We start from the raw sequence: 25,303 nt of genomic DNA on the forward strand, positions 1-25,303 counted from the left end.
ATGCGGGTACTGATCGTTAAAACCTCTTCGATGGGCGATGTTCTGCATACGCTGCCGTCACTGACGGACGCCATGCGGGCCATTCCCGGCATTCGTTTTGACTGGGTAGTGGAAGAAGGTTTCGCACAGATCCCCACCTGGCATGAAGCGGTTGACCGCGTGATCCCGGTGGCGATTCGCCGCTGGCGCAAAGCGTGGTTCTCCGCGCCAATTAAAGCCGAACGCAAAGCCTTCCGTGAGGCGGTGCAGGCACAATATTACGACGCTATCATCGACGCCCAGGGGCTGGTGAAAAGCGCTGCGCTGGTGACGCGTCTGGCACGCGGCATAAAGCACGGCATGGACTGGCACACCGCCCGCGAACCGCTGGCGAGCCTGTTCTATAACCGCCGCCACTACATCGCAAAGCAACAGCATGCCGTCGAACGTACCCGCGAGCTTTTCGCAAAAAGCCTGGGCTATGCCAAACCGGAAACCCAGGGCGACTACGCCATTGCACAGCACTTTTTGCGCAATACAGATCCCTGTGCTCAGCCTTATCTTGTGTTCCTGCATGCCACAACTCGCGACGATAAACACTGGCCGGAAACGCACTGGCGAAGCCTGATTGAACTAATGCAACCTACCGGCATCCATATTAAACTGCCCTGGGGCGCTGAACATGAGCGGCAGCGTGCAGAGCGTCTGGCTGCAGGATTTTCGCACGTCGAGGTATTGCCGAAACTCACGCTGGCGCAGGTTGCTGCACAGCTGGCGGGGGCGAATGCTGTTGTTTCCGTTGATACCGGTTTAAGCCATTTAACCGCGGCGCTGGATCGTCCGAATATTACGATTTTTGGTCCGACCGATCCCGGATTGATCGGGGGTTACGGTAAGAACCAGCATCAGATGGTCAGCCCGACCCAGCAAACGAAGGATATCAGCGCAGATGCTATTTTTTCATTTTTACAGGGCAGCCGTTGGCTTTCCAACAGGGATATCTAACGCATGAGTTACGTATTTCTGCTGATTTTACTTTTTCCGGTGAAGGTTATCCGAAAGCTGTTCCGCAAAGAGACAGGTAAAAACCTGGTCATCCAGACAGCTAAAATCGGCGATTTTGTTAATGCAACGCCCCTTCTGGCATACCTTCAAAAAAGCGACGTACTCATCAGTCGTAGCGTGGGTGCGCTGGCGAAGCATGATGAGACGATCGATGAAATTTTTTTCATCGAGCAGCATAAGCGTAACCTGTGGCGAAAACTGGTCTTTGCCTGCCGGATCATGAATCGCTATGACAATGTCTATCTCCTGCAACCTAACAGCGTAAATCTCTTTTTCGCCTCCGTGTGTAATGCTAAAAACAAACAGTTTTTAAGCACTTACACGCGCAGATGGTATCACGGTATTTTCTATGCCACGGCAGACGGTATTGTTGAACATGGTAAGAAGACTCTTTCGGTCACGAACTATCTCAAACTGGCCGATCGCACCTTAACCTGGCAAGACTCGCCAAAGCACGCCACAAAGCCACTTTTCAAACCCGCAACCTATCCGGCAATCCTTGATAAACCCGGCGTGATCCGCATTGGCATCAGCGTAGCCGCCGGGAATAAAGCGAAAACCGTTCCGCCGGTCATCTGGAAGCAAATTGCCGATCGTCTCGCTGACCTGCCTTGCGAATTTTATGTTTTTGGCGCCCCAAATGAACAATCGTGGATGGACGATATCACCCGCGCTTATGGTGAACTGCCCAACTTTATTAATCTGATTGGCAAAATCTCGCTTGAAGAGCTGCCGTGGGCCATTTCTAAAATGGATTGTTATATTGCCTCTGACTCGGGGAATGTTTACATCGCCGATGCCGTTGGGGTGCCAGTTATCCTATTGTTCGGGCCTTGTTGCCACTATGAACAGCGTCCGCTGGGCAACGTATTGCTAATTGGAAATGATGACAACATTTGCTCATACGTTTTTGAAACACGGTATTACTTCTCACAGAGCAGAGAAGAACTCTTCGCTGTAACTGAAGAATCGCTACGTGACCTCAAACATTTTATTTGCGAGTTATCAACAACTAACGCAACCGCATACTCCTTTGATGCTCAGGGAAAATAATTACTATGGCTTTTCTAAGCATCATTATTGCCGCGCATAACGCTAAAGATACGCTTCACGCAACCCTGGAAAGCCTGCAAAACGCAATTGATGGTGCGGGCAACGATGTAGAGATCATTATCTTTAACGACAGCTCCAATGACTCAACGCAGGATATTATTGAAGCATGGCTGCCAGCGTTTCCGAATGCCCAATCCCGATACGTTGAGTACCGTAACGTAGGTCATGTTCGAAACAGTGCCCTCTCGCTGGCCTCAGGTGAATATATTACCATGCTGGATAGCGATGACCGATTGAAACCAGGCAGCATCAGGGACGCAGTGGCCTTTCTCAAAAAAGAACACCCTGATATGCTACTGACGCGCCTGCTGGAAATTCGCGACACTAAGAAAATCACCGCCGACTGGCAGGATTTCTCTCCTGTTGCTTTGTCACAGCATGAAGCAATAAAGCGGTTCCTGCAGCACAAAGATTTTCAGGCACATCTCATCGGGCAATTCATGCATCGAAAATTGTATGCAAACAACCCGATTCCTTCGATAATCTGCTATGAAGATTTCGCCGTATTTCCCGGCATGCTGATGCAATCGAGTAAAATAGTTTATCAGCGTCAGGGACACTATTATTACATTAAACGTAGCGACAGTTTGTCGAGTCGACTCGACGCCAGTAAAATCGCTATGCTGGTTGAATGCACACTACAGATGGAAAAAACATTTCCGCCATCATTTAGACACCTTGTGAATTGTCACTGGTTTGATATTTACAGTAACCACCGCAAGCATCTGACTGACCAGCAACTCAAACTGGTTAAGCAGCGGGTAAACGCTCTTTATTCTTTCTCTTTTTTCTTCTCCAGAGATGTACGTTTCAGCTACAAAAAAAGGGTCATTGAGGCATTATGGAAAAAGTAAAACTGCGGCTTTATCAGCTTACGCTGATTTTGAGCCTTATTTCGCTTGCGCTGGCGCTGCTGAGTTCAGGGAAGCAGCGCGAGTTTTTCTATATTGCAATTTATGCCAGCATCATCGGTTTAGCTTGCGAATATAAAAAGATCACAGTGCGCCCTTTTACTATCGCATTGCCGATTTTATTAATCGGGTTGCTTAATCTTAGCTGGTATATGGTGTATGAGTATCATAGTGAGGGTTTGAACGTTTATAGCGACTATCTCGGTGCAAGTAAAAAATTGATTCTGGCGAGTATCCTTATATTCTATCTTGACCGGTTTAAGTCTTACATTGATCAAGCATCCTTCCAGAAATATTTCTTATACGCTTCTGGTGCTGGGTTTATTCTTGCTACTGGCTATGGCTTATGGCAAGCATCACAGGGTATGGGGCGTATCGAGATGGCCATAAACCGTGCAACCGTTTCGGCCTATGTTTACTCTGTACTGTCACTGGCGTTTGTATACAGCCTTTATCTACAAAAAAATATAAAACTGTATGTAGCCGCAGGACTCATTATCTTAATCTCTTACTTTGTCATTCTTCTAACGGGCACGCGTGCCGCAATGGGATTATATTTACTCCTGGCGATTATACTCACGCTCTACCACTTCAGAAGAATACACCTTAAATCAACGTTGATTTTCTTATGCATTGTGGCAGGTATTGTTATCGTTAGCTACAAGCCTTTAATTTTACCAAAGATACAACAAACTCAAGCTGAGGTTGAAAGTTATCAACAAGGATATGATTCAACCTCACTCGGCGCTCGTTTCTCTATGTGGAGTGTGGGTATTCAAAACGGACTTGCCCATCCTTTAGGGCAATCAGTTGAAGACCGCGAAGTATGGACACAGCAATATGTGAAAAATGGGCATCCACATCTTGCGGCCGCACTCGAGTTTATCAAAGTGCATCTGCACAATGAGTTTATTGAAAAATATTCACTGCAAGGGATCCCCGGGCTAGCGATATTACTCTTTTCCTATATATCGATGTTCGCTTACGCACTAAAAAACAAAAATGGTCTGCTGCTGACGACCCTGCTTCTTTTATTACTCTACGGCATGACGGACGTCATACTATTGAGTTCAGAGGCCTTAATTTTCTTTGTCACCGTGTTTGCGCTGAGTACACCTTTTTCGCAAACCAGGCAACGTTAATGATAGTGCCCGCCTCGCGGGCATTATTTTTTCTTGTATTGATAAAACTCCGCCAGCGTCATCCCTACCGTCTTATCGGATAACCAGCCAAAGAGCGTTTCTAAATCCTGATACAACCCTTCTATCGCTGCCTCATCTTTAAAAGTAGGACTTCCGCCTGGCATAAATTCCGACGAATGAAGCATAAACTCCACGTACTCACTTCCTCGAGAAAGGCATTGCTGTGCGACCTGAATCATTTGCGCCGCATTCCCACCGGACGGTCTTAGCCAGTTGACGGACGGGGAACGGTATTTACCCCGAAGCCGATCGTAACCCTGTTTGAACGTGTTCAACCACGCCGGGTGCTTATACTGAATGCTCATCGGCACTTCGAGTAATGGACTATTACCTGCCCGGGAAATATTGTCTAAGTCCATGAAATAGGCGTGGTCGGGGAAATGCTGATAATCCGTTCCGCCATTACCCTGCGGGGAGCCTTTCGCATTGCGCCAGTTCACGCGTGGCGTCACGGAGCAATCAACCTGGTAACCCAGTTCAACGAGCAATTTTGCATAGCGACTGTCAAATGCCCAACGTCCGGCACGGTGGCTTAACATTTTGGTCTGGAAGGTCTCTTCCAGCAGTCGGGTCATGAACAGCACTTTCTCGCGCATCATCTCATCGGAAAATTCAATCAGATAAGGCTGCCAGCGCCAGTCATCTCCCGTGAGATCGTGTTCCGGCGGGCTATTCCATGCGTGGAGGTGCATTCCCACCTCCCCCTGACCGCGGGCGATCGCGTCCCTTGCGAATTCGATGAAAACGGGCTCGATCGCCATCTCATAATTGGTCAGCCACACGGGCTTAAAGCCGAAACGCTCGCAAAGCGTCTGGAAACGCGCCAGATAGCGCGCATTTTCCGTTTTAATGACGCGGTGATTTTGCCAGAGATTATCGCCCTCAGTATCAATTGTGATGATAAACGCTGGTTTGTTCATAATGAGTCCGCAAGACAGGAAAGTTAGCGCTATGTTACGCACTCTCCAAAGCATGAGTAAACCCTTCCAGGGAAATTACTGAGATTATGGAGAAAGAGTGCAAGTCGCTAACAGGTCTATTAGAATTGCCATCAGTACAACGCCGATAAGATGATGATGAATAACTTACCTGACACACCTGATTTGCGCATTTTACTTATCAAACTCCGCCATCATGGCGACATGTTGCTGACCACTCCCGTCATTGATTCGTTACGTCAAAAATGGCCGCAGGCGCAGATTGATGTCCTACTGTATGAAGAAACGCGCGATATGCTCGCCGCGCATCCAGCGATCGGTACAATTTATGGAATCGATCGCAAATGGAAACAGCTGGGCACGCTGAAGCATCTTCAAAAAGAGTGGCAGTTGTTGTGTGCGTTAAGAAATCAGCATTATCATCTGGTAATTAACCTTGCCGATCAATGGCGTAGCGCGATCGTTACTCGTTTCACCGGTGCCCCCGTTCGCCTCGGATTTGCGTTTAACAAACGCAATAGTGCGTTCTGGCGTTTTTGTCATACCGATCTGGTCTCTGTCGACGGCCATAAATCCCTGCATACGGTCGAACAGAATCTCTCCATTTTGGCACCATTGCCGATCGCGCCACAGCCTGCCGTAACCATGGCCTACACCGAAGAAGACTGGGATCATGCCCGTCAAAGATTGACGCAGAAGGGTGTGGGCGACAGCTATATCGTGATCCAACCGACGTCCCGCTGGTTCTTTAAATGCTGGAGCGAAGACAAGATGGCGCAAACCATGACTGCTCTGCAGCAGGATGGTCATACGATTGTGCTCACCGCGGGGCCGGATAAAAAAGAGCTGGCGATGATCGATCGCATTCTCGCTGCCGCACCCAAAACCGGCGTGGTTTCGCTGGCAGGCCAGTTGACGCTGCGTCAACTGGCATCGCTTATCGATCATGCCTCTCTGTTTATTGGCGTTGACTCCGTTCCAATGCATATGGCCGCCGCGCTGCAAACGCCCTGCGTGGCATTGTTTGGTCCATCAAAACTGACATTCTGGTCACCGTGGCAGGTTAAAGGGGAAGTGATCTGGGCCGGCGATTACGGCCCGCTGCCCGATCCGGATGCCATTGATACTAAAACGAAAGAACGCTATCTCGATGCCATTCCTGTTGATGCAGTCGTCTCCGCTGCAAGGAGATATCTGTCATGAAAAACCATCGTCTGGCCATTGTTCGCCAAAAATATCGCCCTGATGGTGGGGCAGAGCGCTTCGTTTCGCGAGCTCTCACCGCATTGAGCAATCAGAACCTTGAACTCAACGTCATCACGCGTGAGTGGCAGGGAGAGAAGCAAGACGACTGGCATATCCACATTTGCAACCCTCAAAAATGGGGCCGCATCAGTCGAGAACGTGGGTTTGCACAAGCCGCGCGCGCGCTGTGGCAGCAACAGCAGTTTGATATTGTTCAAAGCCATGAGCGCATCCCGGGGTGTGATATCTATCGCGCGGGTGATGGAGTGCATCGTCGCTGGCTGCTTCAGCGCGCGCGCATTTTACCTGCCTGGCGTGCGCAAATGCTGATGTATGACCGCTATCACCGCTACGTGATGCGCGCGGAACGGGACATGTATCAGGCACCTGAGTTAAAAGCCGTAATTTGTAATGCGGAGATGATCAAACGCGAAATCGTTGAAGACTTTGATATTGACGCAAATAAAATCCATGTGATTTATAATTCTATTGATTCCAGCCGATTCGTTCCGGCCCAGGCGGCGCAACGTGCGATTTTGCGCCAACAATTTGGTTTGCCGGTCAATGCGGTGGTGTTCTGTTTTGTAGGATCAGGGTTTGAACGAAAAGGCTTGGCGAGCGCCATACGCGCTATTGCTGGAACATCGGCCTGGCTGATTGTGGTTGGACAAGATAAAGCAGAAAATCGTTATCGCGACCTCGCCCGTTCGTTAGGCTGCGAGGGGCAAATCCGTTTCCTGGGGGTGCAAAAAGAAACTCTGCCTTTTTATCAGCTATCCGATGGTTTACTGTTACCAACGCTGTATGATCCCTTTCCTAACGTTATTCTTGAAGCGATGGCCTGCGGCTTGCCCGTCATTACTTCAGAGAGTTGCGGTGGTGCAGAGTTTATTCAACAAGGCCAGAACGGATTTTATTGTGACGCGCTTGATATCAGTACATTGAAGGAAGCGGTAGCCGCTATCCCTTCACTGGAAAAAAATAACAATATGGGACGAGCGGCACGTGAACGTGTAAAAGACGCCACTCCCGAAAAACTGTCAAGTCAGCTTATTACGCTTTATCAAAAATTACTGGATTAAAAATGCGCATCCTAATGATTATTGATGGTTTACCCGGTGGAGGAGCTGAAAAAACGGTTCTTACACTCTCCCGCGGATTAATAGATATGGGGCATCAGGTCTCTCTATTCTCTCTGCGGAAAGTGTGCGACTACGCCATCCCGGAGGGCATCGATTATCAGGTTGTTCAGGACACATGTAAAAAACCGTGGCGAAAGCTGACGGAAATTCCACGCCGCGCCCAATTGCTGGATCAAGCTATTGAGCGGGCTGAACGCAGCGGCAAATTTGATGTGGTGTTCTCTCATCTGCACAAAACAGACCGCATTGTGGCGCACTGCCGCGCCCTTGAACGTAACAAAGTTTGGTTCTGCGTGCATGGCATGTTCTCGTTCTCCTATCTTCGCCATCGCAGCGGGCTTTCGCGCTGGTTTAAACATCTTAAAATTCGTCATACCTACGAAAACCGCAACGTCGTCGCCGTCTCAGGCGCCGTGTTGAACGATCTTTCCGAGACGCTGGCACTCAATCTTCGACGCAAAGCGGTTATCCATAATCCTTTCGATATTCCTGAAATTCAGCGTCTGGCGGATGCGCCCTTCGAGATGCAGGGAAAGGATTACATCATTCATGTTGGCCGCTTCCATGAGCACAAACGCCACGACCGTCTCTTACGTGCGTTCGCCCTGAGTAAAATTGACACAACGCTGGTCATGATGGGCAATGGATCTGACGCTCAAATTCAAAAACTCAAGCAGCTTGCCCGCGATTTGGGCATTGAAAACAAAACGGTTTTCCGCCCGTTCGAGTCCAATCCCTATCCCTGGATTAAAGGGGCACGCCTTTTAGTGTTAAGTTCTGACTGCGAAGGTTTTGGTAATGTGCTGGTCGAAGCCATTATCTGCCAGACGCCACCGGTCAGTACAAATTGCCCAGGAGGCCCTGCCGAAATCCTTACCGGGGCTTTAGCTCGCGGGCTGGCAGAGTTAAATGACGCCTCACTGGCAAAAACGCTGGCGGATATTTATACCGCCCCGCCGGTCGTTGGCGATGCAACTATCGCGTCGTTCGGTATCAATGCCATTTGCCAGCAATATGTTGCTCTGGTCGACAATCAAAAATAATCAGGTTTTTTATGCAAAATTCTGCCCCATTGTTAAGCGTGGTGGTTGCCGTTTATAACGGTGAAGCTTTCCTGGATCAGTTCTTTACCTGCCTTGTCAATCAACGCATCGACAGCATGGAAGTCATCATTGTCAATGACGGCTCTACTGACCGCTCGATGGAAATCGTCGAGAAATGGCGAGAAAAACTGCCGCAGATGCAGGTCATAGAACAGCAAAACCAGGGGGTATCCATCGCGCGTAATACCGGTCTGGCCGTTGCGACGGGTCAATATCTCTCTTTCCCGGATATTGATGATGTCTTTAAACTAGGCATGTACCAGCGCCTGCTGGATATGGCCGTCACGCAGGATCTGGATGTCGCCACCTGTAACGGGAACTACGTCTGGGAGAATAACAAGAAGCCCTCGCGCCCGATTTTTCCTGAAGACAAACTGGCTTCGACAGGGGTCATGGCTGGCCCTGCGTGGTTAAAAATGGCGTTGGATTCTCGCAAATTCCTTCACGTCACCTGGCTGAACATCTATCGCCACGACTTTATCCGTAAACACAGCTTCCATTTTGAACCCGGCCTGCGCCATCAGGATATTCCGTGGACCACCGAAGTGCTGCTCGCGGCAGAGCGGGTTCAGTACACCAGTGAACGTTATTACGACTACTACATTCACTCTGCATCGGTGTCCCATATGCCGGACAATGACGACACGCTGATTCGTTCCGCGCGTCACTACATGAAAATCCTGCAGATGCTCGACGCCATTAATCAGCGTTACCCGGATAAGGTAAAAGGGATCCCTGCCTGCCACTGGCAAATTGCCAAAGAGGGGCTGGGAATTATTCACACCTTCGACAACATGAAGGATGAGAAGAAGAAATCAATGATTATTAAAGAATTCTTCGAAACAGGCATCTGGAAACTCATCTGGAAAAGTGCAAAAAGTCCGCGTCTGCGCTGGCGGCTGGGTAGACGTTATTTCCGTTTGAAACGGTATCTGGCATAAGAGATAGCTTTACCTGGCCTAAATGCTTAGAATTTGCCCGCCGAAACTAAAAAAAACGGATAATCGCTTGGAATTGTTGTATACCGCTCTGCTCTACATCATTCAGCCACTGGTGTGGCTGAGACTGTTGCTTCGTAGCCGGAAAGCGCCTGCGTATCGCAAACGCTGGGCTGAACGCTATGGCTTCTGCCGCAATAAAGTCGTACCGGACGGTATTTTGCTGCATTCTGTTTCTGTTGGTGAAACGCTGGCGGCGATCCCGCTGGTTCGCGCCCTGCGTCACCGCTACCCTTCACTGCCAATCACCGTCACGACGATGACGCCAACCGGCTCGGAGCGCGCGTTATCCGCTTTCGGTAAAGACGTGCAGCACGTTTATCTGCCTTACGATCTGCCCTGCGCCATGAATCGGTTCCTCAACACCGTGCGCCCGAAGTTGGTGATCGTGATGGAAACCGAACTATGGCCGAACATGATTTCCGCCCTGCATGCCCGTAAAATCCCGCTGGTAATCGCCAACGCGCGCCTCTCAGAGCGCTCGGCGAAAGGTTACGGCAAGCTGGGTAAATTTATGCGCCGCCTGCTCAGTAAGATCACGCTGATTGCCGCGCAGAATGAAGAAGATGCAGCACGCTTTATCTCTCTGGGCCTGAAACGCAACCAGCTTGCGGTAACGGGAAGCCTGAAATTTGATATTTCTGTAACCCCTGAACTCGCCGCTCGCGCCATCACGCTGCGTCGCCAGTGGGCTCCACGTCGTCAGGTCTGGATTGCAACCAGTACCCATGATGGCGAAGAAGAGATCATCCTGCAGGCTCACCGCAAGCTGCTGGAAAAATTCCCTGATTTACTGCTGATCCTCGTGCCTCGCCATCCGGAGCGTTTTAAAGATGCCCGTGAAATGGTCCAGAAAGGCGGCTTCAGCTTCACGCTGCGCAGCAGCGGTGAAATCCCTTCCGGCAGCACCCAGGTGGTGATTGGCGATACGATGGGCGAGCTGATGCTGCTGTACGGCATTGCTGACCTCGCGTTTGTCGGTGGTAGCCTGGTCGAGCGCGGCGGTCATAACCCGCTGGAGCCGGCAGCCCACGCCATTCCGGTGCTGATGGGACCGCACACGTTTAACTTCAAAGACATCTGCGCGAAATTACAGCAGGCCGATGGTTTAATTACCGTGACCGATGCGGATTCGGTGGTCAAAGAGGTATCGACCCTTCTGACTGACGAAGATTATCGCCTGTGGTACGGCCGCCATGCCGTCGAAGTGCTGCACCAGAACCAGGGCGCACTGACCCGTCTGCTGCAGCTTCTGCAACCTTATCTGCCTCAGCGGAGCCACTAATGTCAACGCGTCTGTCGGTCGTGATGATCGCCAAAAACGCCGCCGACCTGCTTCCGGACTGCCTGGCGTCGGTTGCCTGGGCTGACGAGATTGTCGTGCTCGACTCCGGAAGTACGGATGATACGGTAGACGTTGCCCGGGCTGCGGGCGCAAAAGTCTTTACCGATACGGACTGGCAAGGCTATGGCATCCAGCGCCAGCGCGCGCAGGGCTATGCCACCGGTGATTATGTATTGATGCTCGACACCGACGAACGCATCACGCCGGAGCTTCAGCAGGCCATTCAGGCGGTGCTTTCTTCGCCTCAGCCTGGCGCCGTATACAGCATTGCCCGCCGCAACTACTTCCTTGGTCGTTTTATGCGCCACAGCGGCTGGTATCCCGATCGCGTCATGCGCCTCTACGAGCGCGAGCGATATCAGTACAATGACAATCTGGTTCATGAATCCCTGAGCTGCGATAGCGCCCAGGTCATCCCCCTGACGGGCGATTTGCTGCACCTGACCTGCCGTGATTTCGCGAGCTTCCAGCGTAAACAGCTTAACTATGCCACCGCATGGGCGCAGGAGCGTCACCAGCGCGGCAAGAAGGCCTCGCTGACGGGTATCTTCACCCACACGCTGGGCGCGTTTCTGAAAACGCTGCTGCTGCGTGGTGGCGTGCTGGACGGTAAGCAGGGCTGGTTACTCGCGGTAGTAAATGCCCAGTATACTTTCAACAAATACACCGAGCTGTGGGCGCTCTGCCGCGGCTACTCAGAGAAAACGTGAGCCATGAGCACAAAAGCGATTTATCCGGGTACCTTCGATCCGATCACCAACGGTCATCTTGATATCATCACCCGTGCGGCGAGCATGTTCGACAAGGTGATCCTGGCCATTGCCGCCAGCCCCAGCAAAAAGCCGATGTTTGATCTCAACGAGCGCGTGCAGCTCGCTACCGATGCCATTTCGCACCTGCCGAATGTTGAGGTGGTCGGGTTTAGCGACCTGATGGCTAACTTCGCCCGCGCTCAGCAGGCCAATATTCTGATCCGAGGTTTACGCGCGGTAGCAGACTTCGAGTATGAGATGCAGCTGGCGCACATGAACCGCCACCTGATGCCGGAGCTGGAAAGCGTGTTCCTGATGCCCTCCAAAGAGTGGTCGTTTATCTCGTCCACGCTGGTAAAAGAGGTGGCGCGCCATCATGGGGACGTTACCCATTTCCTGCCGGTTAACGTCCACCAGGCGTTGATGGAAAAGCTCAAGTAGCCCTATTTCTGGCACTGACGGCAGTAGAACGTGGCGCGCTGGGCGTGCTTCGTGGCAATCACTGGCGTGCCGCAGACTCTGCACGGTTCGCCTTTACGGCCATAGACCTGCAGCTCCTGGGCAAAATAGCCCGGCTTGCCGTCACTTTGCAGGAAGTCCTTCAGCGTTGTTCCCCCCTGTTCAATCGAGCGCAGCAATACGGCTTTAATCACCCGGACCAGTAGCTCGCACTCCTCCGCCGACAGCGAAGAGGCCAGCCGATCGGGATGGATCCCGGCTGCAAACAGCGATTCGCTGGCATAGATATTCCCCACGCCGACCACCAGCTTGTTATCCATCAGCCAGGGCTTAATCGGGCTTTTCTTCTTCGCACACTTTGCCTTGAGGTATTCCGCGTTAAACGCGTCTGAGAGCGGCTCCGGACCCAGATGCGCGAGCACGTTATGCCCTTCCAGCTCCTTCGTCCACAGCCACGCGCCAAAGCGCCGTGGGTCGGTATAACGGAGCACTTTGCCGTTGCTCATCACCAGATCGACGTGGTCGTGCTTTTCCGCAGGCAGTTCTTCGGTAAGAATGCGCAGGCTTCCGGACATCCCCAGGTGGATAATGATCCAGCCGTCGGGCAGCTCCAGCAGCAGGTATTTCGCGCGACGCTGTACGCTCAGGACGGGTTTGTCACTTAACGCGTGGATCTCATCGGACACCGGCCAGCGCAGACGTCCATTGCGGATCACCGCGTGAAGAATCGTCGCGCCGACCAGATGGGGCTCAATACCGCGGCGGCTGGTTTCTACCTCAGGTAATTCAGGCATGGTTCCTCCGTTGAGATACAGAATGCAAAAAACCCCGCAGTTGCGGGGTTTTTCGTTACAAGGAGACTAAAATTATTTGATTTTAGCTTCTTTGTACAGTACGTGCTGGCGTACAACTGGATCGAATTTTTTCAGTTCCAGTTTTTCCGGCTTAGTACGTTTGTTCTTCGTGGTGGTGTAGAAGTGACCTGTACCAGCAGAAGAAACCAGCTTGATTTTCTCGCGAATACCTTTAGCCATGATTTATTTCCTCTTTAAGTACTTAGTACTTTTCGCCACGGGCACGCAGTTCGGACAGAACTGTATCGATGCCTTTCTTATCGATTACACGCATACCTTTAGCAGATACGCGCAGGGTGACAAAACGCTTCTCGCTCTCAACCCAGAAACGGTGAGAGTGCAGGTTCGGCAGGAAACGGCGTTTAGTCGCGTTCAGTGCGTGGGAACGGTTGTTACCGGTCACCGGACGCTTGCCAGTAACTTGGCAGACTCGGGACATGTCTATTCTCCAAAAATCAAATTAGCTCGAGCTTCGTATGGGGTATCGGCGCCTCGTCAGGCTTTACAGCCCGGTCATCGCATAGTTCTAAGTGAACTCTCGATTGCCAGGCCCAAATGCCAAACCCGAGATTCTCAAAGGTGGCGTAGTATACGCTGACTCGGCGGTGTGCTCAAGTCCCGAACAGACAAAGATCCCGATGGATCGCGAGAAATAGCCTAAATCCAGCCATGTTCTGCGAAAGAAATGTACTCACCGCGGCCAATTATCAGATGGTCCAGCACACGAATGTCCATGAATTGACAGCATTTGATAATGCGCTCGGTGATTTCTTTGTCAGCTCTGCTCGGTTCTGCACAGCCAGAGGGGTGATTATGCGCGAGGATCACGCCCGCTGCATTCACTTTTATCGCTTCCCGCACAATTTCACGCGGATGCACCTCAACGTGGCTCAATGTGCCCGCAAAGAGACAGCTATGTTTAAGCACTCGATTTCTGTTATCGACAAAGATCACCATAAAGATCTCGCGTTCAATATCGGTTAACTGACTTTGCAGGAATTCACGCGTCATTTCTGGCGTCAGGATCGGATCTTCCTTCTCCATGCGGACATTATAAAAACGGCGGGCAAGTTCAGCTATTCCCCTCAACTGGGCATATTTCGCCACGCCGATCCCCTCTACGTGCTTAAACTGCGCCAGATCGGCGGTCAGTAAACCGTACAGCGAACCGAAATGTGCTATCAGCTCTTTTGCCAGCGTAAATACCGTTTTTCCGGGCGTTCCGGTACGTAAAAAGAGCGCCAATAGTTCATCGTCTTTTAACAGGGTGACACCATAGCGCAGCAGTTTTTCGCGCGGCAGCAGCTCCTCATCCTTTTCTTCCATGCCCTTTCTCCCTTTTTTAACCTCATGCTGCCACAGGCCAATCCGTCGCTCGACGACCACATTGCGTTCTTGCGTGGCGGCTCGCAAAGTGGCCGAAGGACAAAATCACCCCGCTTTGGGGATTGTGATAAAATGCCTGCTCTCTGGTGAAACCCAACAGGAAAGAATCATGATGAGCCTGGCCGGTAAAAAAATCGTTCTTGGCGTGAGCGGCGGCATTGCTGCTTATAAAGCGCCGGACCTCGTGCGTCGCCTGCGCGAGCGAGGGGCTGACGTGCGGGTCGCGATAACCGAAGGCGGTAAAGCCTTTATCACTCCCCTGAGCCTGCAGGCCGTTTCAGGATACCCGGTTTCTGAAAGCCTGCTCGATCCGGCCGCCGAAGCCGCGATGGGCCATATTGAACTGGGTAAATGGGCAGACCTGGTTATCCTCGCCCCCGCCACGGCCGATTTAATCGCTCGGGTGGCGGCCGGTATGGCAAACGACCTGGTTTCCACCATTTGTCTGGCCACGCCTGCGCCTGTTGCCGTCGTTCCTGCTATGAACCAGCAGATGTACCGTAATGCGGCCACCCAGTACAATCTTGAGACGCTGGCCTCACGCGGACTGCTTATCTGGGGACCGGACAGCGGCAGCCAGGCCTGCGGCGACGTTGGCCCGGGTCGCATGCTTGATCCGCTGACGATTGTTGATATGGCCGCCGCCCATTTTTCGCCTGTCAACGATCTGCAACATCTCAACATCATGATTACCGCGGGCCCTACGCGCGAGCCGCTGGACCCGGTGCGCTATATCACCAATCACAGCTCCGGTAAGATGGGTTTTGCCATTGCCGCCGCAGCGGCGAAGCGCGGCGCGAACGTCACGCTGGTGAGCGGCCCGGTATCGCTGCCTACCCCTGCGTTTGTGAAGCGAATTGACGTTACCACCGCGCTGGAGATGGAAGCAGCCGTGCAGGCACATGCTCAAAGCCAGCAGATTTTTATCGGCTGTGCAGCCGTTGCAGACTATCGTGCCGAGACGATCGCCGAGGCTAAAATTAAAAAGCAAGGCGATGAATTAACAATAAAAATGGTGAAAAATCCGGACATCGTTGCCGGTGTCGCCGCACTAAAAAGCCATCGTCCATACGTTGTTGGGTTTGCCGCAGAAACGAATAATGTGGAAGAATATGCCCGGCAAAAACGTACCCGCAAAAACCTCGATTTGATTTGCGCGAACGATGTATCGCTGGCCACACAAGGATTTAACAGCGACAGCAACGCACTGCACCTTTTCTGGCAGGATGGAGATAAAGTCTTACCGCTTGAGCGCAAGGAACTCCTGGGCCAACAATTACTGGACGAGATCGTTACCCGTTATGATGAAAAAAATCGACGTTAAGATTCTGGACCCGCGTGTTGGCGAGCAATTCCCGCTGCCAACCTATGCCACCTCCGGCTCTGCCGGTCTTGACCTGCGCGCCTGTCTCGATGACGCCGTAGAACTGGCTCCGGGTGCCACTACCCTGGTTCCAACGGGCCTGGCGATTCACATTGCTGACCCGTCTCTGGCAGCGGTGATCCTGCCGCGTTCTGGTCTGGGCCATAAGCACGGCGTTGTGCTGGGTAACCTGGTGGGTCTGATTGACTCCGACTATCAGGGTCAACTGATGGTCTCCGTCTGGAACCGTGGTCAGGACAGCTTCACCATTGAACCAGGCGAGCGTATCGCACAGATGGTCTTTGTACCGGTGGTACAGGCAGAATTTAACCTGGTGGCAGACTTTGACGCCACCGACCGTGGCGAAGGCGGCTTCGGCCATTCCGGGCGCAAATAACGGCCCGAAAGACACGTATCTCACAGCGTCATAATGCAATAACAAACCGCAAACGCCAGTTTGCGGTCGCTGTGTGGATGCCAGCCTGGCAAGTGCTTATTTTCAGGGGTATTTTGTAACATGGCAGAAAAACAAACCGCGAAAAGGAATCGTCGCGAAGAAATACTTCAATCTCTGGCTCTGATGCTTGAATCCAGCGATGGCAGTCAACGCATCACCACCGCTAAACTGGCCGCCTCTGTGGGCGTGTCTGAGGCGGCGCTGTACCGTCATTTTCCGAGCAAAACCCGGATGTTCGACAGCCTGATCGAATTCATTGAAGACAGCCTGATCACGCGCATCAACCTGATTCTGAAAGATGAAAAAGACACGACCGCGCGTCTGCGTCTGATTGTACTGTTAATCCTGGGCTTCGGTGAACGCAATCCGGGATTAACCCGTATCCTCACCGGCCACGCGCTGATGTTTGAACAGGACAGACTGCAGGGCCGCATTAACCAGCTTTTCGAGCGAATTGAAGCGCAGCTGCGCCAGGTACTGCGCGAAAAGAAAATGCGTGAGGGCGAAGGTTACAGCATTGATGAAACGCTGCTGGCGAGCCAGATTCTGGCGTTTTGTGAAGGCATGCTCTCCCGGTTTGTGCGTAGCGAATTCAAATACCGTCCAACGGACGATTTTGATGCCCGCTGGCCGTTAGTGGCAGCACAATTACAGTAACGCTATCGCCGGATGGCGGCTTCGCCTTATCCGGCTTACAAACTGGTAGTAGGCCCGGTAAGCGTTTCGCCTCCGGGCAATGCAATTAAACCCCGAACTCTTCGCGATACGCTTTTACCGCTGCCAGATGGTCCGCCATCTCAGGCTTCTCTTCCAGATACGCAATCAGCTCTTTTAGGGTGATAATCGACGTCACTTTACAGCTGTAATCGCGCTCAACTTCCTGAATAGCGGAAATTTCACCGCGACCACGCTCCTGACGATCCAGAGAAATCAGCACGCCAGCAAGCGTCGCACCGTTGGCCTGGATAATCTCCATCGATTCGCGGATCGCCGTACCCGCGGTGATCACGTCATCGACCAGCATGACGCGGCCCTGCAGTGTGCTGCCGACCAGATTTCCGCCTTCACCGTGGGTTTTAGCCTCTTTGCGGTTAAAGCAGTACGGCACGTCGCGGTCATGGTGTTCCGCCAGCGCCACCGCTGTAGTGGTCGCAATCGGAATGCCTTTATAGGCCGGGCCAAACAGCAGGTCAAAATCAATCCCGGAATCCACCAGCGCTTCGGCATAGAAACGGCCTAACAGTGCCAGATCGCGCCCGGTATTAAACAGCCCGGCGTTGAAGAAATAGGGACTCTTACGCCCGGATTTCAGCGTAAACTCGCCAAACTTAAGTACCTGCTTGTTAAGCGCAAACTCAATAAACTGGCGCTGATACGATTTCATGGATTTGCTCCTTTGGTTTTTCTGTCTTACAGGCAAAAAAAAGGCGACTCATTGGTCGCCTTAAAATCAATTTTTTAACGCCGCTTTCTGCGTCGTTACAATGGATTCGATTCCCCCTCGGGCCAACGCCAGCAGGGAGAGAAGCTCGTCGTGGGTGAACGGCTCGCCTTCCGCCGTGCCCTGTACTTCAATGATGCGACCGTCTTCGGTCATCACCACGTTCATGTCGGTCTCGGCGGCAGAATCTTCAACGTATTCCAGATCGCAAAGCGCTTCACCGTTAACGATACCCACGGACACCGCCGCAACCATACCTTTCATTGGGTTGGTTTTCAGCTTACCGGCCGCAACCAGCTTGTTAAGGGCATCAGCCAGCGCCACGCATGCGCCAGTAATGGACGCCGTACGCGTACCGCCGTCTGCCTGAATAACGTCGCAGTCCAGCGTGATGGTGAATTCGCCGAGGATTTTCAGATCAACGGCTGCACGCAGCGCACGCGCGATCAGACGCTGAATTTCCATGGTACGACCGCCCTGCTTGCCCTTTGCCGCTTCACGGGCATTACGGGTGTGGGTCGCACGCGGCAGCATGCCGTACTCTGCGGTGATCCAGCCCTGGCCCTGACCTTTCAGGAAACGCGGAACGCCTTCTTCAATGGACGCGGTGCACAGAACCTTCGTGTCACCAAACTCAACCAGCACGGAGCCTTCAGCGTGTTTTGTATAGTTACGGGTCAGGGTGACGGGACGCACCTGATTGGCGCTACGACCTGATGGACGCATGATGGATTCTCCGGCTTGAAACGAATGTGGCTGCGCATTATACGGATAAAGGACGCTTATTCCTATCCTGAGAAGCCCCCGAAAGCTATAATCCCCCCATCTCTCCTTTAAAAACGGGAATGTCTATGATCCGCAGTATGACCGCCTACGCCCGGCGTGAAATCAAGGGTAGCTGGGGTAGCGCCACATGGGAAATGCGCTCGGTAAACCAGCGTTACCTGGAAACGTATTTCCGTATGCCGGAGCAGTTCCGCAGCCTTGAGCCTGTCGTACGTGAACGTATCCGTACGCGTCTGACGCGCGGGAAAGTGGAATGTAACCTGCGCTTTGAGCCTGATGCCAGCGCACAGGGCGAACTGATCCTCAACGAAAAACTGGCGAAACAGCTCGTGAATGCGGCGAACTGGGTCAAAATGCAGAGCGATGAAGGCGAAATCAACCCGGTTGATATTCTGCGCTGGCCTGGCGTCATGGCCGCCGGTGAACAGGATCTGGATGCCATTGCCGCTGAAATCCTGGCAGCCCTCGACGGCACGCTGGACGACTTTATCGTTGCCCGTGAAACCGAAGGCCAGGCGCTGAAAGCGATGATTGAGCAGCGCCTTGAAGGCGTGAGCACCGAAGTAGCCAAAGTCCGCGCCCATATGCCAGAAGTGCTGCAATGGCAGCGCGAGCGTCTTGTCGCCAAACTGGAAGAAGCGGAAGTTCAGCTGGAAAACACCCGTCTGGAACAAGAGCTGGTGCTGATGGCGCAGCGTATCGATGTCGCTGAAGAGCTGGACCGTCTGGAAGCGCACGTTAAAGAAACCTACAACATTCTGAAGAAGAAAGAAGCTGTGGGCCGCCGTCTGGACTTTATGATGCAGGAGTTTAACCGCGAGTCGAACACCCTGGCGTCTAAGTCGATCAATGCAGAAGTGACGAATTCAGCGATTGAGCTGAAAGTGCTGATTGAGCAGATGCGCGAGCAGATCCAGAATATCGAGTAATGCATTTCGGGTGGTGTCGATGGTGCCACCCATTACTATTTCTAATCCATCTCAGCGCCTATTTTTGTTTTTTACCGCGGCTCATCAAGCCCATCCAACCTATCCTGATAAAAATTTATAGGGCAAACCTGGTCGCCTTAGAAAATCTCAATCGTGATCTTGCGCACAAATCGCTAACCTCCCACGCGTTCACACCGGAGGGTATATGCTGCTTCACATCCTTTATCTCATTGGCATCACCGCAGAAGCCATGACCGGCGCACTTGCCGCCGGACGTCGCCGTATGGACACCTTCGGCGTAATCATTATTGCTACAGCGACCGCACTGGGCGGCGGTTCCGTGCGCGATATTCTGCTTGGCCATTACCCGCTCGGCTGGGTTAAACACCCTGAGTATGTGATTATCGTGGCAACGGCCGCCGTGTTAACCACCATCGTGGCGCCCGTTATGCCCCATCTTCGCCGCCTGTTCCTGGTGCTTGATGCGCTGGGGCTGATCGTCTTTTCGATCATCGGTGCGCAAATCGCACTCGATATGGGTGAAGGCCCGGTAATCGCCACCATTGCTGCCGTGGTCACGGGCGTATTCGGCGGCGTGCTGCGCGATATGTTCTGCAAACGTATTCCTCTGGTCTTTCAAAAAGAGCTGTATGCTGGCATCTCCTTTGCGGCAGCGGTGCTCTATATTGCCCTGCAGCATTACGTTTCAAACCATGATGTCGTGGTCATCTCGACGCTACTGTTTGGCTTTACGGCCCGCATGCTGGCGCTGCGTCTTAAGCTTGGACTACCCGTTTTTCATTACAAACACAGCGCACACTAGCTTCAGAACCCGTTGATGTGCTGTTCAGCGAGCCATTTCGCCAGCACATCAATTTGAGGCGCGTGCAGCCAGTTAATGATTTGTCGCGCTTTCTCCTCTCCCGTTCCCGGCAGGGTCTGCCAGTCCTTTGCGTTGCGCCCGCTCATCTTCTGCCACGATATGTCTCCCATTGCCTTCAGCGAAGACTGCGACATTGGCACACCCAATGCCATGAGCCAGCGGATAAAAGGCTTCTCGCGCACCAGATTAAATCGGTGCCAGAGCGCCAGCCCGCGCGCAGAGGAAAATCCCGGTACAGCCTGCAGCTGCGCCTGCGTTAATAACAGCCACGAAAAGAGATGTTCAAAATGATGCGCCTGCCAGAGGGTTCGCCAGCCTGACTCGCCTAATCCATCAATATCAAGTACCTGCTTTGAACTAAGCCAGGTCAGCCGGGCAAAGAACTGTTCCATACACTCCGGTGAAGCATAGAAACAGCTAAGAGAATGATAACGTGGGGCCGGAGGCTCTGGTTTATGTCTGTCCGTTCCACGCCAGAGCACCTTATCAAACCGGGGGATACCTTGCCCGGCCAGGCTGATCTGGATCTGATCCCCCGGGGCAATATCCAGCCCCTGCCAGCGCGCAACCGAGCCCAGACTCACCCTCTGCACCTGTTTATCATCCAGTTGCACGGGTTCCAGCGCTGCTACAACGGAAATTTTGCCCGTTCGCCCCACGGAAAAATGAATATCACTCACCTCGGCGACCTGGGCTGCAGGAGGATATTTCCACGCGACGACCCAGCTGCCTTCTCCCGGTAACCAACCTTCGCCCGCGGGTTCATCCTCCGAACGCACCACAATGCCATCCGTGGCAAAGGGTAATGCGCTTACGTGCCAGGCCGCGCGCTGTTTCTCAACGGCATCAACAGAATCGGTGGGTAACGTATACCGTGCCGACAGCGTAAAACCGGCCTGAGACAGTTCAGCTAGAGATGTATGCATGTCTTTCGGTCCGTCAGGCCAGGCCCAGATGAATACGCCGAGCTTATTCGATAGCGCGTTATCCTTTTGCCGCATCATCGCACCCGCAACTTTTGCGCGAGCATTCACCCCGCCCATCTGCCGCTGGACGTGCTTGTCGCTTAACCAGAAAAGCTCGCCCTGTAAGACGCTATTTGCCAACTTGCCGGTGAGCTTTTGCGGAACAGACGGGATTAAACGTACCTTATCGGTCCAGTCTTCCCCTTTCAGGCCATCCCCTCGACTAATGGCCTGGGTTAACTTTCCGTCACGATAGACCAGCGTTACCGCCACACCGTCAACTTTGGGCTGCATCCACAGATGTTGCCGCGCGAGCATCCACTGACTCAGCGCCTCTTTGCTGGCCACTTTATGTACGCCCGTATGGGCGACAGGATGTTTTACGCTCCCCGTCAGGGTAGGGAGTTTCTCTCCTGAAGGTTCACTGCCGAAACAGTGCTGCCACTTCGTTAACCGCCCGTGAAGCTGGTCGTAAACTTCGTCGTTGACCTCGCTCACACCCTCCTTCCAGTAAGCGTTATCCCAGCGTTTGATTTGCGCGCTTAACGACGCCATCTCTTTCTCTGCTTTTGCCTGCGACCACACTGGGCAAACCGCCGCGCCATAGCCACACCACAACAACATTACCCCGCTTATCCATCGCCACATCGCTACCCCTCCTTTGCATTGCAGGAGGTATATCCTGATGCCTGAAACAACGCTAACGGCAACGTTTCACAATGCGAGACGCTATCCGGTATTTCTTTTGGTGGCTGAAAACCACAGATAAAACCTGAAAACGGCACGCAAAATTCAATAATCCGAGGGAAAAAGTGTGACAAAGACTACGTCACACGGCGGTGACGTGTATAATAAGCCCGTATGTAGGACTTCTTCGTTAACACATACAAAAGACTCTCATGGCTCAAGGCACGCTTTATATTGTTTCTGCCCCTAGCGGCGCGGGTAAATCCAGCCTTATTCAGGCACTGTTAAAAACCCAACCGTTGTACGACACACAGGTTTCTGTTTCTCATACCACGCGAGCGCCGCGTCCGGGTGAAGTGCACGGTGAACACTATTTCTTTGTGGATCACGACGAATTCAGAGCGATGATCGGCAGAGACGCGTTTCTTGAACACGCTGAAGTATTTGGTAATTACTACGGTACCTCGCGTGAAACCATTGAGCAGGTTCTGGCCACGGGCGTGAATGTGTTTCTGGATATCGACTGGCAGGGTGCGCAGCAAATTCGCAAGAAAATGCCTGACTCGCGCAGTATCTTTATTTTACCGCCATCGAAAGATGAGCTGGATCGCCGCCTGCGTGGGCGCGGCCAGGACAGCGAAGAAGTGATCGCAAAGCGTATGGAACAGGCTGTTGCAGAAATGAGCCATTACGCGGAATATGATTACCTAATTGTGAATGATGATTTTGATGCCGCGCTGAGCGATCTCAAAACCATTCTTCGTGCAGAACGTCTGCGTATGAGCCGCCAGAAGCAGCGACATGACGCATTAATCACCAAACTGTTGGCAGACTGAACCCACTTTCAGTATCATGCCCAGTCATTTCTTCACCTGTGGAGCATTTTAAGTATGGCACGCGTAACTGTTCAGGACGCTGTAGAGAAAATTGGTAACCGTTTTGACCTGGTACTGGTCGCCGCGCGTCGCGCTCGTCAGATGCAGGTAGGCGGTAAAGATCCGCTGGTACCGGAAGAAAACGATAAAACCACCGTTATTGCACTTCGCGAAATCGAAGAAGGTCTGATCAACAACCAGATCCTCGACGTGCGTGAGCGCCAGGAGCAGCAAGAGCAGGAAGCCGCAGAACTGCAGGCCGTAACCGCTATTGCTGAAGGTCGTCGTTAATTAAACCTGCGGGTCGCCCTTGTATCTGTTTGAAAGCCTGAATCAACTGATTCAAACCTACCTGCCTGAAGACCAGATTAAGCGTCTTCAGCAGGCGTATCTCGTTGCACGTGACGCTCACGAGGGCCAGACACGTTCAAGCGGTGAACCCTATATCACGCACCCGGTAGCGGTGGCCTGTATTCTGGCCGAGATGAAACTCGACTACGAAACGCTCATGGCCGCTCTGCTGCACGACGTGATCGAAGATACCCCTGCCACTTACCAGGACATGGAACAGCTGTTTGGCAAAAGCGTTGCCGAACTGGTGGAAGGGGTCTCTAAGCTTGATAAGCTGAATTTCCGCGACAAGAAAGAGGCGCAAGCCGAAAACTTCCGCAAGATGATTATGGCGATGGTGCAGGATATCCGCGTCATTCTCATCAAACTCGCTGACCGTACCCACAACATGCGCACGCTGGGCTCACTTCGTCCGGATAAACGTCGCCGTATTGCCCGTGAAACCCTCGAAATTTACAGCCCGCTGGCGCACCGTTTAGGTATTCACCACATTAAAACCGAGCTGGAAGAGCTGGGTTTTGAAGCGTTGTACCCGAACCGTTATCGCGTCATTAAAGAGGTGGTGAAAGCCGCACGCGGTAACCGTAAAGAGATGATTCAAAAAATCCTCTCTGAAATCGAAGGGCGCTTGCAGGAAGCGGGAATTCCGTGCCGCGTGAGCGGTCGCGAGAAACACCTGTACTCCATCTACTGCAAAATGGTGCTCAAAGAGCAACGTTTTCACTCGATCATGGATATCTACGCCTTCCGCGTGATCGTCCATGACTCGGACACCTGTTATCGCGTGCTGGGGCAGATGCACAGCCTCTACAAGCCGCGTCCGGGGCGCATGAAAGATTATATCGCCATTCCAAAAGCGAACGGCTATCAATCTTTGCACACCTCGATGATTGGTCCGCACGGCGTGCCTGTTGAGGTGCAAATTCGCACCGAAGACATGGACCAGATGGCAGAGATGGGTGTAGCCGCACACTGGGCCTATAAAGAGCACGGCGGCGAAAGCAGTACGACCGCACAAATCCGCGCCCAGCGCTGGATGCAGAGCCTGCTGGAACTTCAGCAGAGTGCGGGCAGCTCGTTTGAATTTATCGAGAGCGTTAAATCCGATCTCTTCCCGGATGAGATTTACGTTTTCACTCCAGAAGGTCGCATTGTCGAACTGCCTGCGGGCGCAACGCCGGTCGATTTCGCTTACGCCGTGCATACCGATATCGGGCATGCCTGCGTCGGCGCGCGCGTCGACAGACAGCCTTATCCGCTGTCTCAGCCGCTCTCCAGCGGCCAGACGGTAGAAATTATTACCGCGCCGGGCGCACGTCCGAACGCGGCCTGGTTGAACTTTGTCGTAAGCTCCAAAGCACGCGCCAAAATTCGCCAGCTGCTGAAAAACCTCAAGCGTGATGATTCCGTCAGTCTGGGACGTCGGCTGCTCAACCACGCGTTGGGCGGTAGCCGTAAGCTGGCTGAGATCCCACCGGAGCATATCCAGCGCGAACTCGACCGAATGAAGCTCACGTCTCTGGACGATCTGCTGGCGGAAATTGGTCTGGGCAACGCCATGAGTGTCGTAGTAGCGAAAAACTTGCAGCAGGGCGAAGCGACACCTTCTGCTCCAGGCGCATCTGGCCATGCTCATTTGCCGATTAAAGGCGCGGACGGGGTGCTGATCACCTTCGCAAAATGTTGCCGCCCAATTCCTGGCGACCCGATTATTGCGCACGTCAGCCCGGGCAAAGGGCTGGTTATCCACCATGAATCCTGTCGTAACATTCGCGGCTACCAGAAAGAAGCCGAGAAGTTTATGGCGGTCGAGTGGGATAAAGAGACCGCGCAGGAATTTATCACCGAAATTAAGGTGGATATGTTCAACCACCAGGGTGCCCTGGCGAACCTGACGGCAGCGATCAACACGGCCTCTTCCAACATTCAGAGTCTGAATACGGAAGAAAAAGATGGCCGCGTTTATAGCGCCTTTATTCGTCTGACCGCCCGCGACCGCGTACATCTGGCGAATATTATGCGCAAGATCCGCGTCATGCCGGACGTGATTAAAGTCACCCGAAACCGAAACTAG

27 protein-coding genes are annotated in these 25,303 nt (G+C 52.7%); 19 read left to right on the top strand and 8 right to left on the bottom strand.

Features of this window, described 5'->3' with window-relative positions; all coding sequences use genetic code 11:
• Genes rfaC through F0319_RS14785 form a run of 4 tightly spaced genes read left to right on the top strand, consistent with a single transcriptional unit; the run spans window position 1 to window position 4,210 of the window.
• Window positions 1–984: a lipopolysaccharide heptosyltransferase RfaC gene (rfaC, locus tag F0319_RS14770; RefSeq protein WP_149367267.1), complete on the top strand. Its 984-nt coding sequence runs from the start codon at window positions 1–3 to the stop codon at window positions 982–984.
• Between the two features lie 3 nt (window positions 985–987).
• A complete protein-coding gene (locus tag F0319_RS14775; RefSeq protein WP_149367268.1) occupies window positions 988–2,097 on the top strand; it encodes a glycosyltransferase family 9 protein in 1,110 nt (369 codons plus the stop codon).
• A 5-nt stretch (window positions 2,098–2,102) separates the two neighbouring features.
• Window positions 2,103–3,011, top strand: coding sequence for a glycosyltransferase family 2 protein (locus tag F0319_RS14780; RefSeq protein WP_149367269.1), 909 nt, complete (start codon window positions 2,103–2,105; stop codon window positions 3,009–3,011).
• On the top strand, window positions 2,999–4,210 hold the full coding sequence (locus F0319_RS14785) for an O-antigen ligase family protein (RefSeq protein ID WP_149367270.1): 1,212 nt from the start codon (window positions 2,999–3,001) through the stop codon (window positions 4,208–4,210). The genes F0319_RS14780 and F0319_RS14785 overlap by 13 nt, the downstream gene beginning before the upstream one ends.
• A gap of 23 nt (window positions 4,211–4,233) precedes the next feature.
• On the opposite strand, the gene F0319_RS14790 is transcribed toward F0319_RS14785, so the two are convergent.
• Window positions 4,234–5,190 carry a polysaccharide deacetylase family protein gene (locus F0319_RS14790; RefSeq protein WP_115876706.1) on the bottom strand — a complete coding sequence of 319 codons (957 nt, stop codon included), beginning with the start codon at window positions 5,188–5,190 and terminating at the stop codon, window positions 4,234–4,236.
• A gap of 150 nt (window positions 5,191–5,340) precedes the next feature.
• Between F0319_RS14790 and rfaQ the strand changes: the two genes are divergently transcribed.
• The 7 genes from rfaQ (at window position 5,341) to coaD (ending at window position 12,234) form a co-directional block, all read left to right on the top strand.
• On the top strand, window positions 5,341–6,411 hold the full coding sequence (gene rfaQ, locus F0319_RS14795; protein WP_115876707.1) for a putative lipopolysaccharide heptosyltransferase III: 1,071 nt from the start codon (window positions 5,341–5,343) through the stop codon (window positions 6,409–6,411).
• Window positions 6,408–7,535 (top strand): glycosyltransferase family 4 protein, encoded by a 1,128-nt coding sequence (locus tag F0319_RS14800; RefSeq protein WP_149367271.1) that lies wholly within the window; start codon window positions 6,408–6,410, stop codon window positions 7,533–7,535. The genes rfaQ and F0319_RS14800 overlap by 4 nt, the downstream gene beginning before the upstream one ends.
• 2 nt (window positions 7,536–7,537) lie before the next feature.
• Complete coding sequence (locus F0319_RS14805; RefSeq protein ID WP_143344488.1) at window positions 7,538–8,638, top strand: glycosyltransferase; 1,101 nt, start codon at window positions 7,538–7,540, stop codon at window positions 8,636–8,638.
• A gap of 11 nt (window positions 8,639–8,649) precedes the next feature.
• Entirely contained in the window at window positions 8,650–9,639 is a 990-nt protein-coding gene (locus F0319_RS14810; RefSeq protein WP_149367272.1) for a glycosyltransferase, read from the top strand.
• Between the two features lie 67 nt (window positions 9,640–9,706).
• On the top strand, window positions 9,707–10,981 hold the full coding sequence (waaA, locus tag F0319_RS14815; RefSeq protein ID WP_029740803.1) for a lipid IV(A) 3-deoxy-D-manno-octulosonic acid transferase: 1,275 nt from the start codon (window positions 9,707–9,709) through the stop codon (window positions 10,979–10,981).
• Window positions 10,981–11,751 carry a glycosyltransferase family 2 protein gene (locus tag F0319_RS14820; protein WP_149367273.1) on the top strand — a complete coding sequence of 257 codons (771 nt, stop codon included), beginning with the start codon at window positions 10,981–10,983 and terminating at the stop codon, window positions 11,749–11,751. Before waaA ends, F0319_RS14820 begins: the two co-directional genes overlap by 1 nt.
• 3 nt (window positions 11,752–11,754) lie before the next feature.
• Window positions 11,755–12,234 carry a pantetheine-phosphate adenylyltransferase gene (gene coaD, locus F0319_RS14825; protein ID WP_111964298.1) on the top strand — a complete coding sequence of 160 codons (480 nt, stop codon included), beginning with the start codon at window positions 11,755–11,757 and terminating at the stop codon, window positions 12,232–12,234.
• A gap of 2 nt (window positions 12,235–12,236) precedes the next feature.
• On the opposite strand, the gene mutM is transcribed toward coaD, so the two are convergent.
• The 4 genes from mutM to radC all read right to left on the bottom strand — a co-directional run bounded on the left by mutM (window position 12,237) and on the right by radC (window position 14,432).
• The gene (gene mutM, locus F0319_RS14830) at window positions 12,237–13,046 is read right to left on the bottom strand and encodes a bifunctional DNA-formamidopyrimidine glycosylase/DNA-(apurinic or apyrimidinic site) lyase (protein WP_111964297.1); all 810 of its coding nucleotides are present in this window, start codon (window positions 13,044–13,046) and stop codon (window positions 12,237–12,239) included.
• A gap of 72 nt (window positions 13,047–13,118) precedes the next feature.
• Complete coding sequence (gene rpmG / locus F0319_RS14835) at window positions 13,119–13,286, bottom strand: 50S ribosomal protein L33 (protein ID WP_003024094.1); 168 nt, start codon at window positions 13,284–13,286, stop codon at window positions 13,119–13,121.
• A 22-nt stretch (window positions 13,287–13,308) separates the two neighbouring features.
• Window positions 13,309–13,545 (bottom strand): 50S ribosomal protein L28, encoded by a 237-nt coding sequence (gene rpmB, locus F0319_RS14840; protein WP_002436699.1) that lies wholly within the window; start codon window positions 13,543–13,545, stop codon window positions 13,309–13,311.
• Window positions 13,546–13,763: 218 nt separating this feature from the next.
• Window positions 13,764–14,432, bottom strand: coding sequence for a RadC family protein (gene radC, locus F0319_RS14845; protein ID WP_143344485.1), 669 nt, complete (start codon window positions 14,430–14,432; stop codon window positions 13,764–13,766).
• 172 nt (window positions 14,433–14,604) lie between these two features.
• Between radC and coaBC the strand changes: the two genes are divergently transcribed.
• From coaBC to slmA, 3 genes are all read left to right on the top strand, one after another.
• A complete protein-coding gene (gene coaBC / locus F0319_RS14850) occupies window positions 14,605–15,816 on the top strand; it encodes a bifunctional phosphopantothenoylcysteine decarboxylase/phosphopantothenate--cysteine ligase CoaBC (protein WP_149367293.1) in 1,212 nt (403 codons plus the stop codon).
• Complete coding sequence (gene dut / locus F0319_RS14855) at window positions 15,794–16,252, top strand: dUTP diphosphatase (protein WP_008502691.1); 459 nt, start codon at window positions 15,794–15,796, stop codon at window positions 16,250–16,252. The genes coaBC and dut overlap by 23 nt, the downstream gene beginning before the upstream one ends.
• Window positions 16,253–16,372: 120 nt before the next feature.
• The gene (gene slmA, locus F0319_RS14860; protein ID WP_008502690.1) at window positions 16,373–16,969 is read left to right on the top strand and encodes a nucleoid occlusion factor SlmA; all 597 of its coding nucleotides are present in this window, start codon (window positions 16,373–16,375) and stop codon (window positions 16,967–16,969) included.
• Between the two features lie 85 nt (window positions 16,970–17,054).
• Here the strand turns inward: slmA and pyrE are convergent, their stop codons facing one another.
• Both pyrE and rph read right to left on the bottom strand, forming a co-directional pair.
• Window positions 17,055–17,696: an orotate phosphoribosyltransferase gene (gene pyrE, locus F0319_RS14865; protein ID WP_115876714.1), complete on the bottom strand. Its 642-nt coding sequence runs from the start codon at window positions 17,694–17,696 to the stop codon at window positions 17,055–17,057.
• 66 nt (window positions 17,697–17,762) lie between these two features.
• Window positions 17,763–18,479, bottom strand: a complete 717-nt coding sequence (rph, locus tag F0319_RS14870; protein ID WP_149367274.1) for a ribonuclease PH — start codon at window positions 18,477–18,479, stop codon at window positions 17,763–17,765.
• A gap of 125 nt (window positions 18,480–18,604) precedes the next feature.
• On the opposite strand from rph, the gene F0319_RS14875 reads away from it, so the two are divergent.
• Both F0319_RS14875 and F0319_RS14880 read left to right on the top strand, forming a co-directional pair.
• Complete coding sequence (locus F0319_RS14875; RefSeq protein WP_090420358.1) at window positions 18,605–19,468, top strand: YicC/YloC family endoribonuclease; 864 nt, start codon at window positions 18,605–18,607, stop codon at window positions 19,466–19,468.
• Window positions 19,469–19,673: 205 nt separating this feature from the next.
• Window positions 19,674–20,291, top strand: coding sequence for a trimeric intracellular cation channel family protein (locus tag F0319_RS14880; RefSeq protein ID WP_023334014.1), 618 nt, complete (start codon window positions 19,674–19,676; stop codon window positions 20,289–20,291).
• Window positions 20,292–20,293: 2 nt separating this feature from the next.
• Here the strand turns inward: F0319_RS14880 and ligB are convergent, their stop codons facing one another.
• Window positions 20,294–21,964, bottom strand: a complete 1,671-nt coding sequence (ligB, locus tag F0319_RS14885; RefSeq protein WP_149367275.1) for an NAD-dependent DNA ligase LigB — start codon at window positions 21,962–21,964, stop codon at window positions 20,294–20,296.
• Between the two features lie 251 nt (window positions 21,965–22,215).
• Here ligB and gmk point away from each other — a divergent pair, with 251 nt between their 5' ends.
• From gmk to spoT, 3 genes are read left to right on the top strand one after another with little or no spacing between them, the layout of a single operon-like run.
• Window positions 22,216–22,839 carry a guanylate kinase gene (gene gmk, locus F0319_RS14890; RefSeq protein ID WP_010426438.1) on the top strand — a complete coding sequence of 208 codons (624 nt, stop codon included), beginning with the start codon at window positions 22,216–22,218 and terminating at the stop codon, window positions 22,837–22,839.
• Window positions 22,840–22,893: 54 nt separating this feature from the next.
• Entirely contained in the window at window positions 22,894–23,169 is a 276-nt protein-coding gene (rpoZ, locus tag F0319_RS14895) for a DNA-directed RNA polymerase subunit omega (protein ID WP_000135058.1), read from the top strand.
• Between the two features lie 19 nt (window positions 23,170–23,188).
• Window positions 23,189–25,303, top strand: a complete 2,115-nt coding sequence (spoT, locus tag F0319_RS14900) for a bifunctional GTP diphosphokinase/guanosine-3',5'-bis pyrophosphate 3'-pyrophosphohydrolase (RefSeq protein ID WP_111964293.1) — start codon at window positions 23,189–23,191, stop codon at window positions 25,301–25,303.

Origin of the sequence: Enterobacter vonholyi (assembly GCF_008364555.1) — a bacterium.
Taxonomy (GTDB): Bacteria; Pseudomonadota; Gammaproteobacteria; order Enterobacterales; family Enterobacteriaceae; genus Enterobacter; species Enterobacter vonholyi.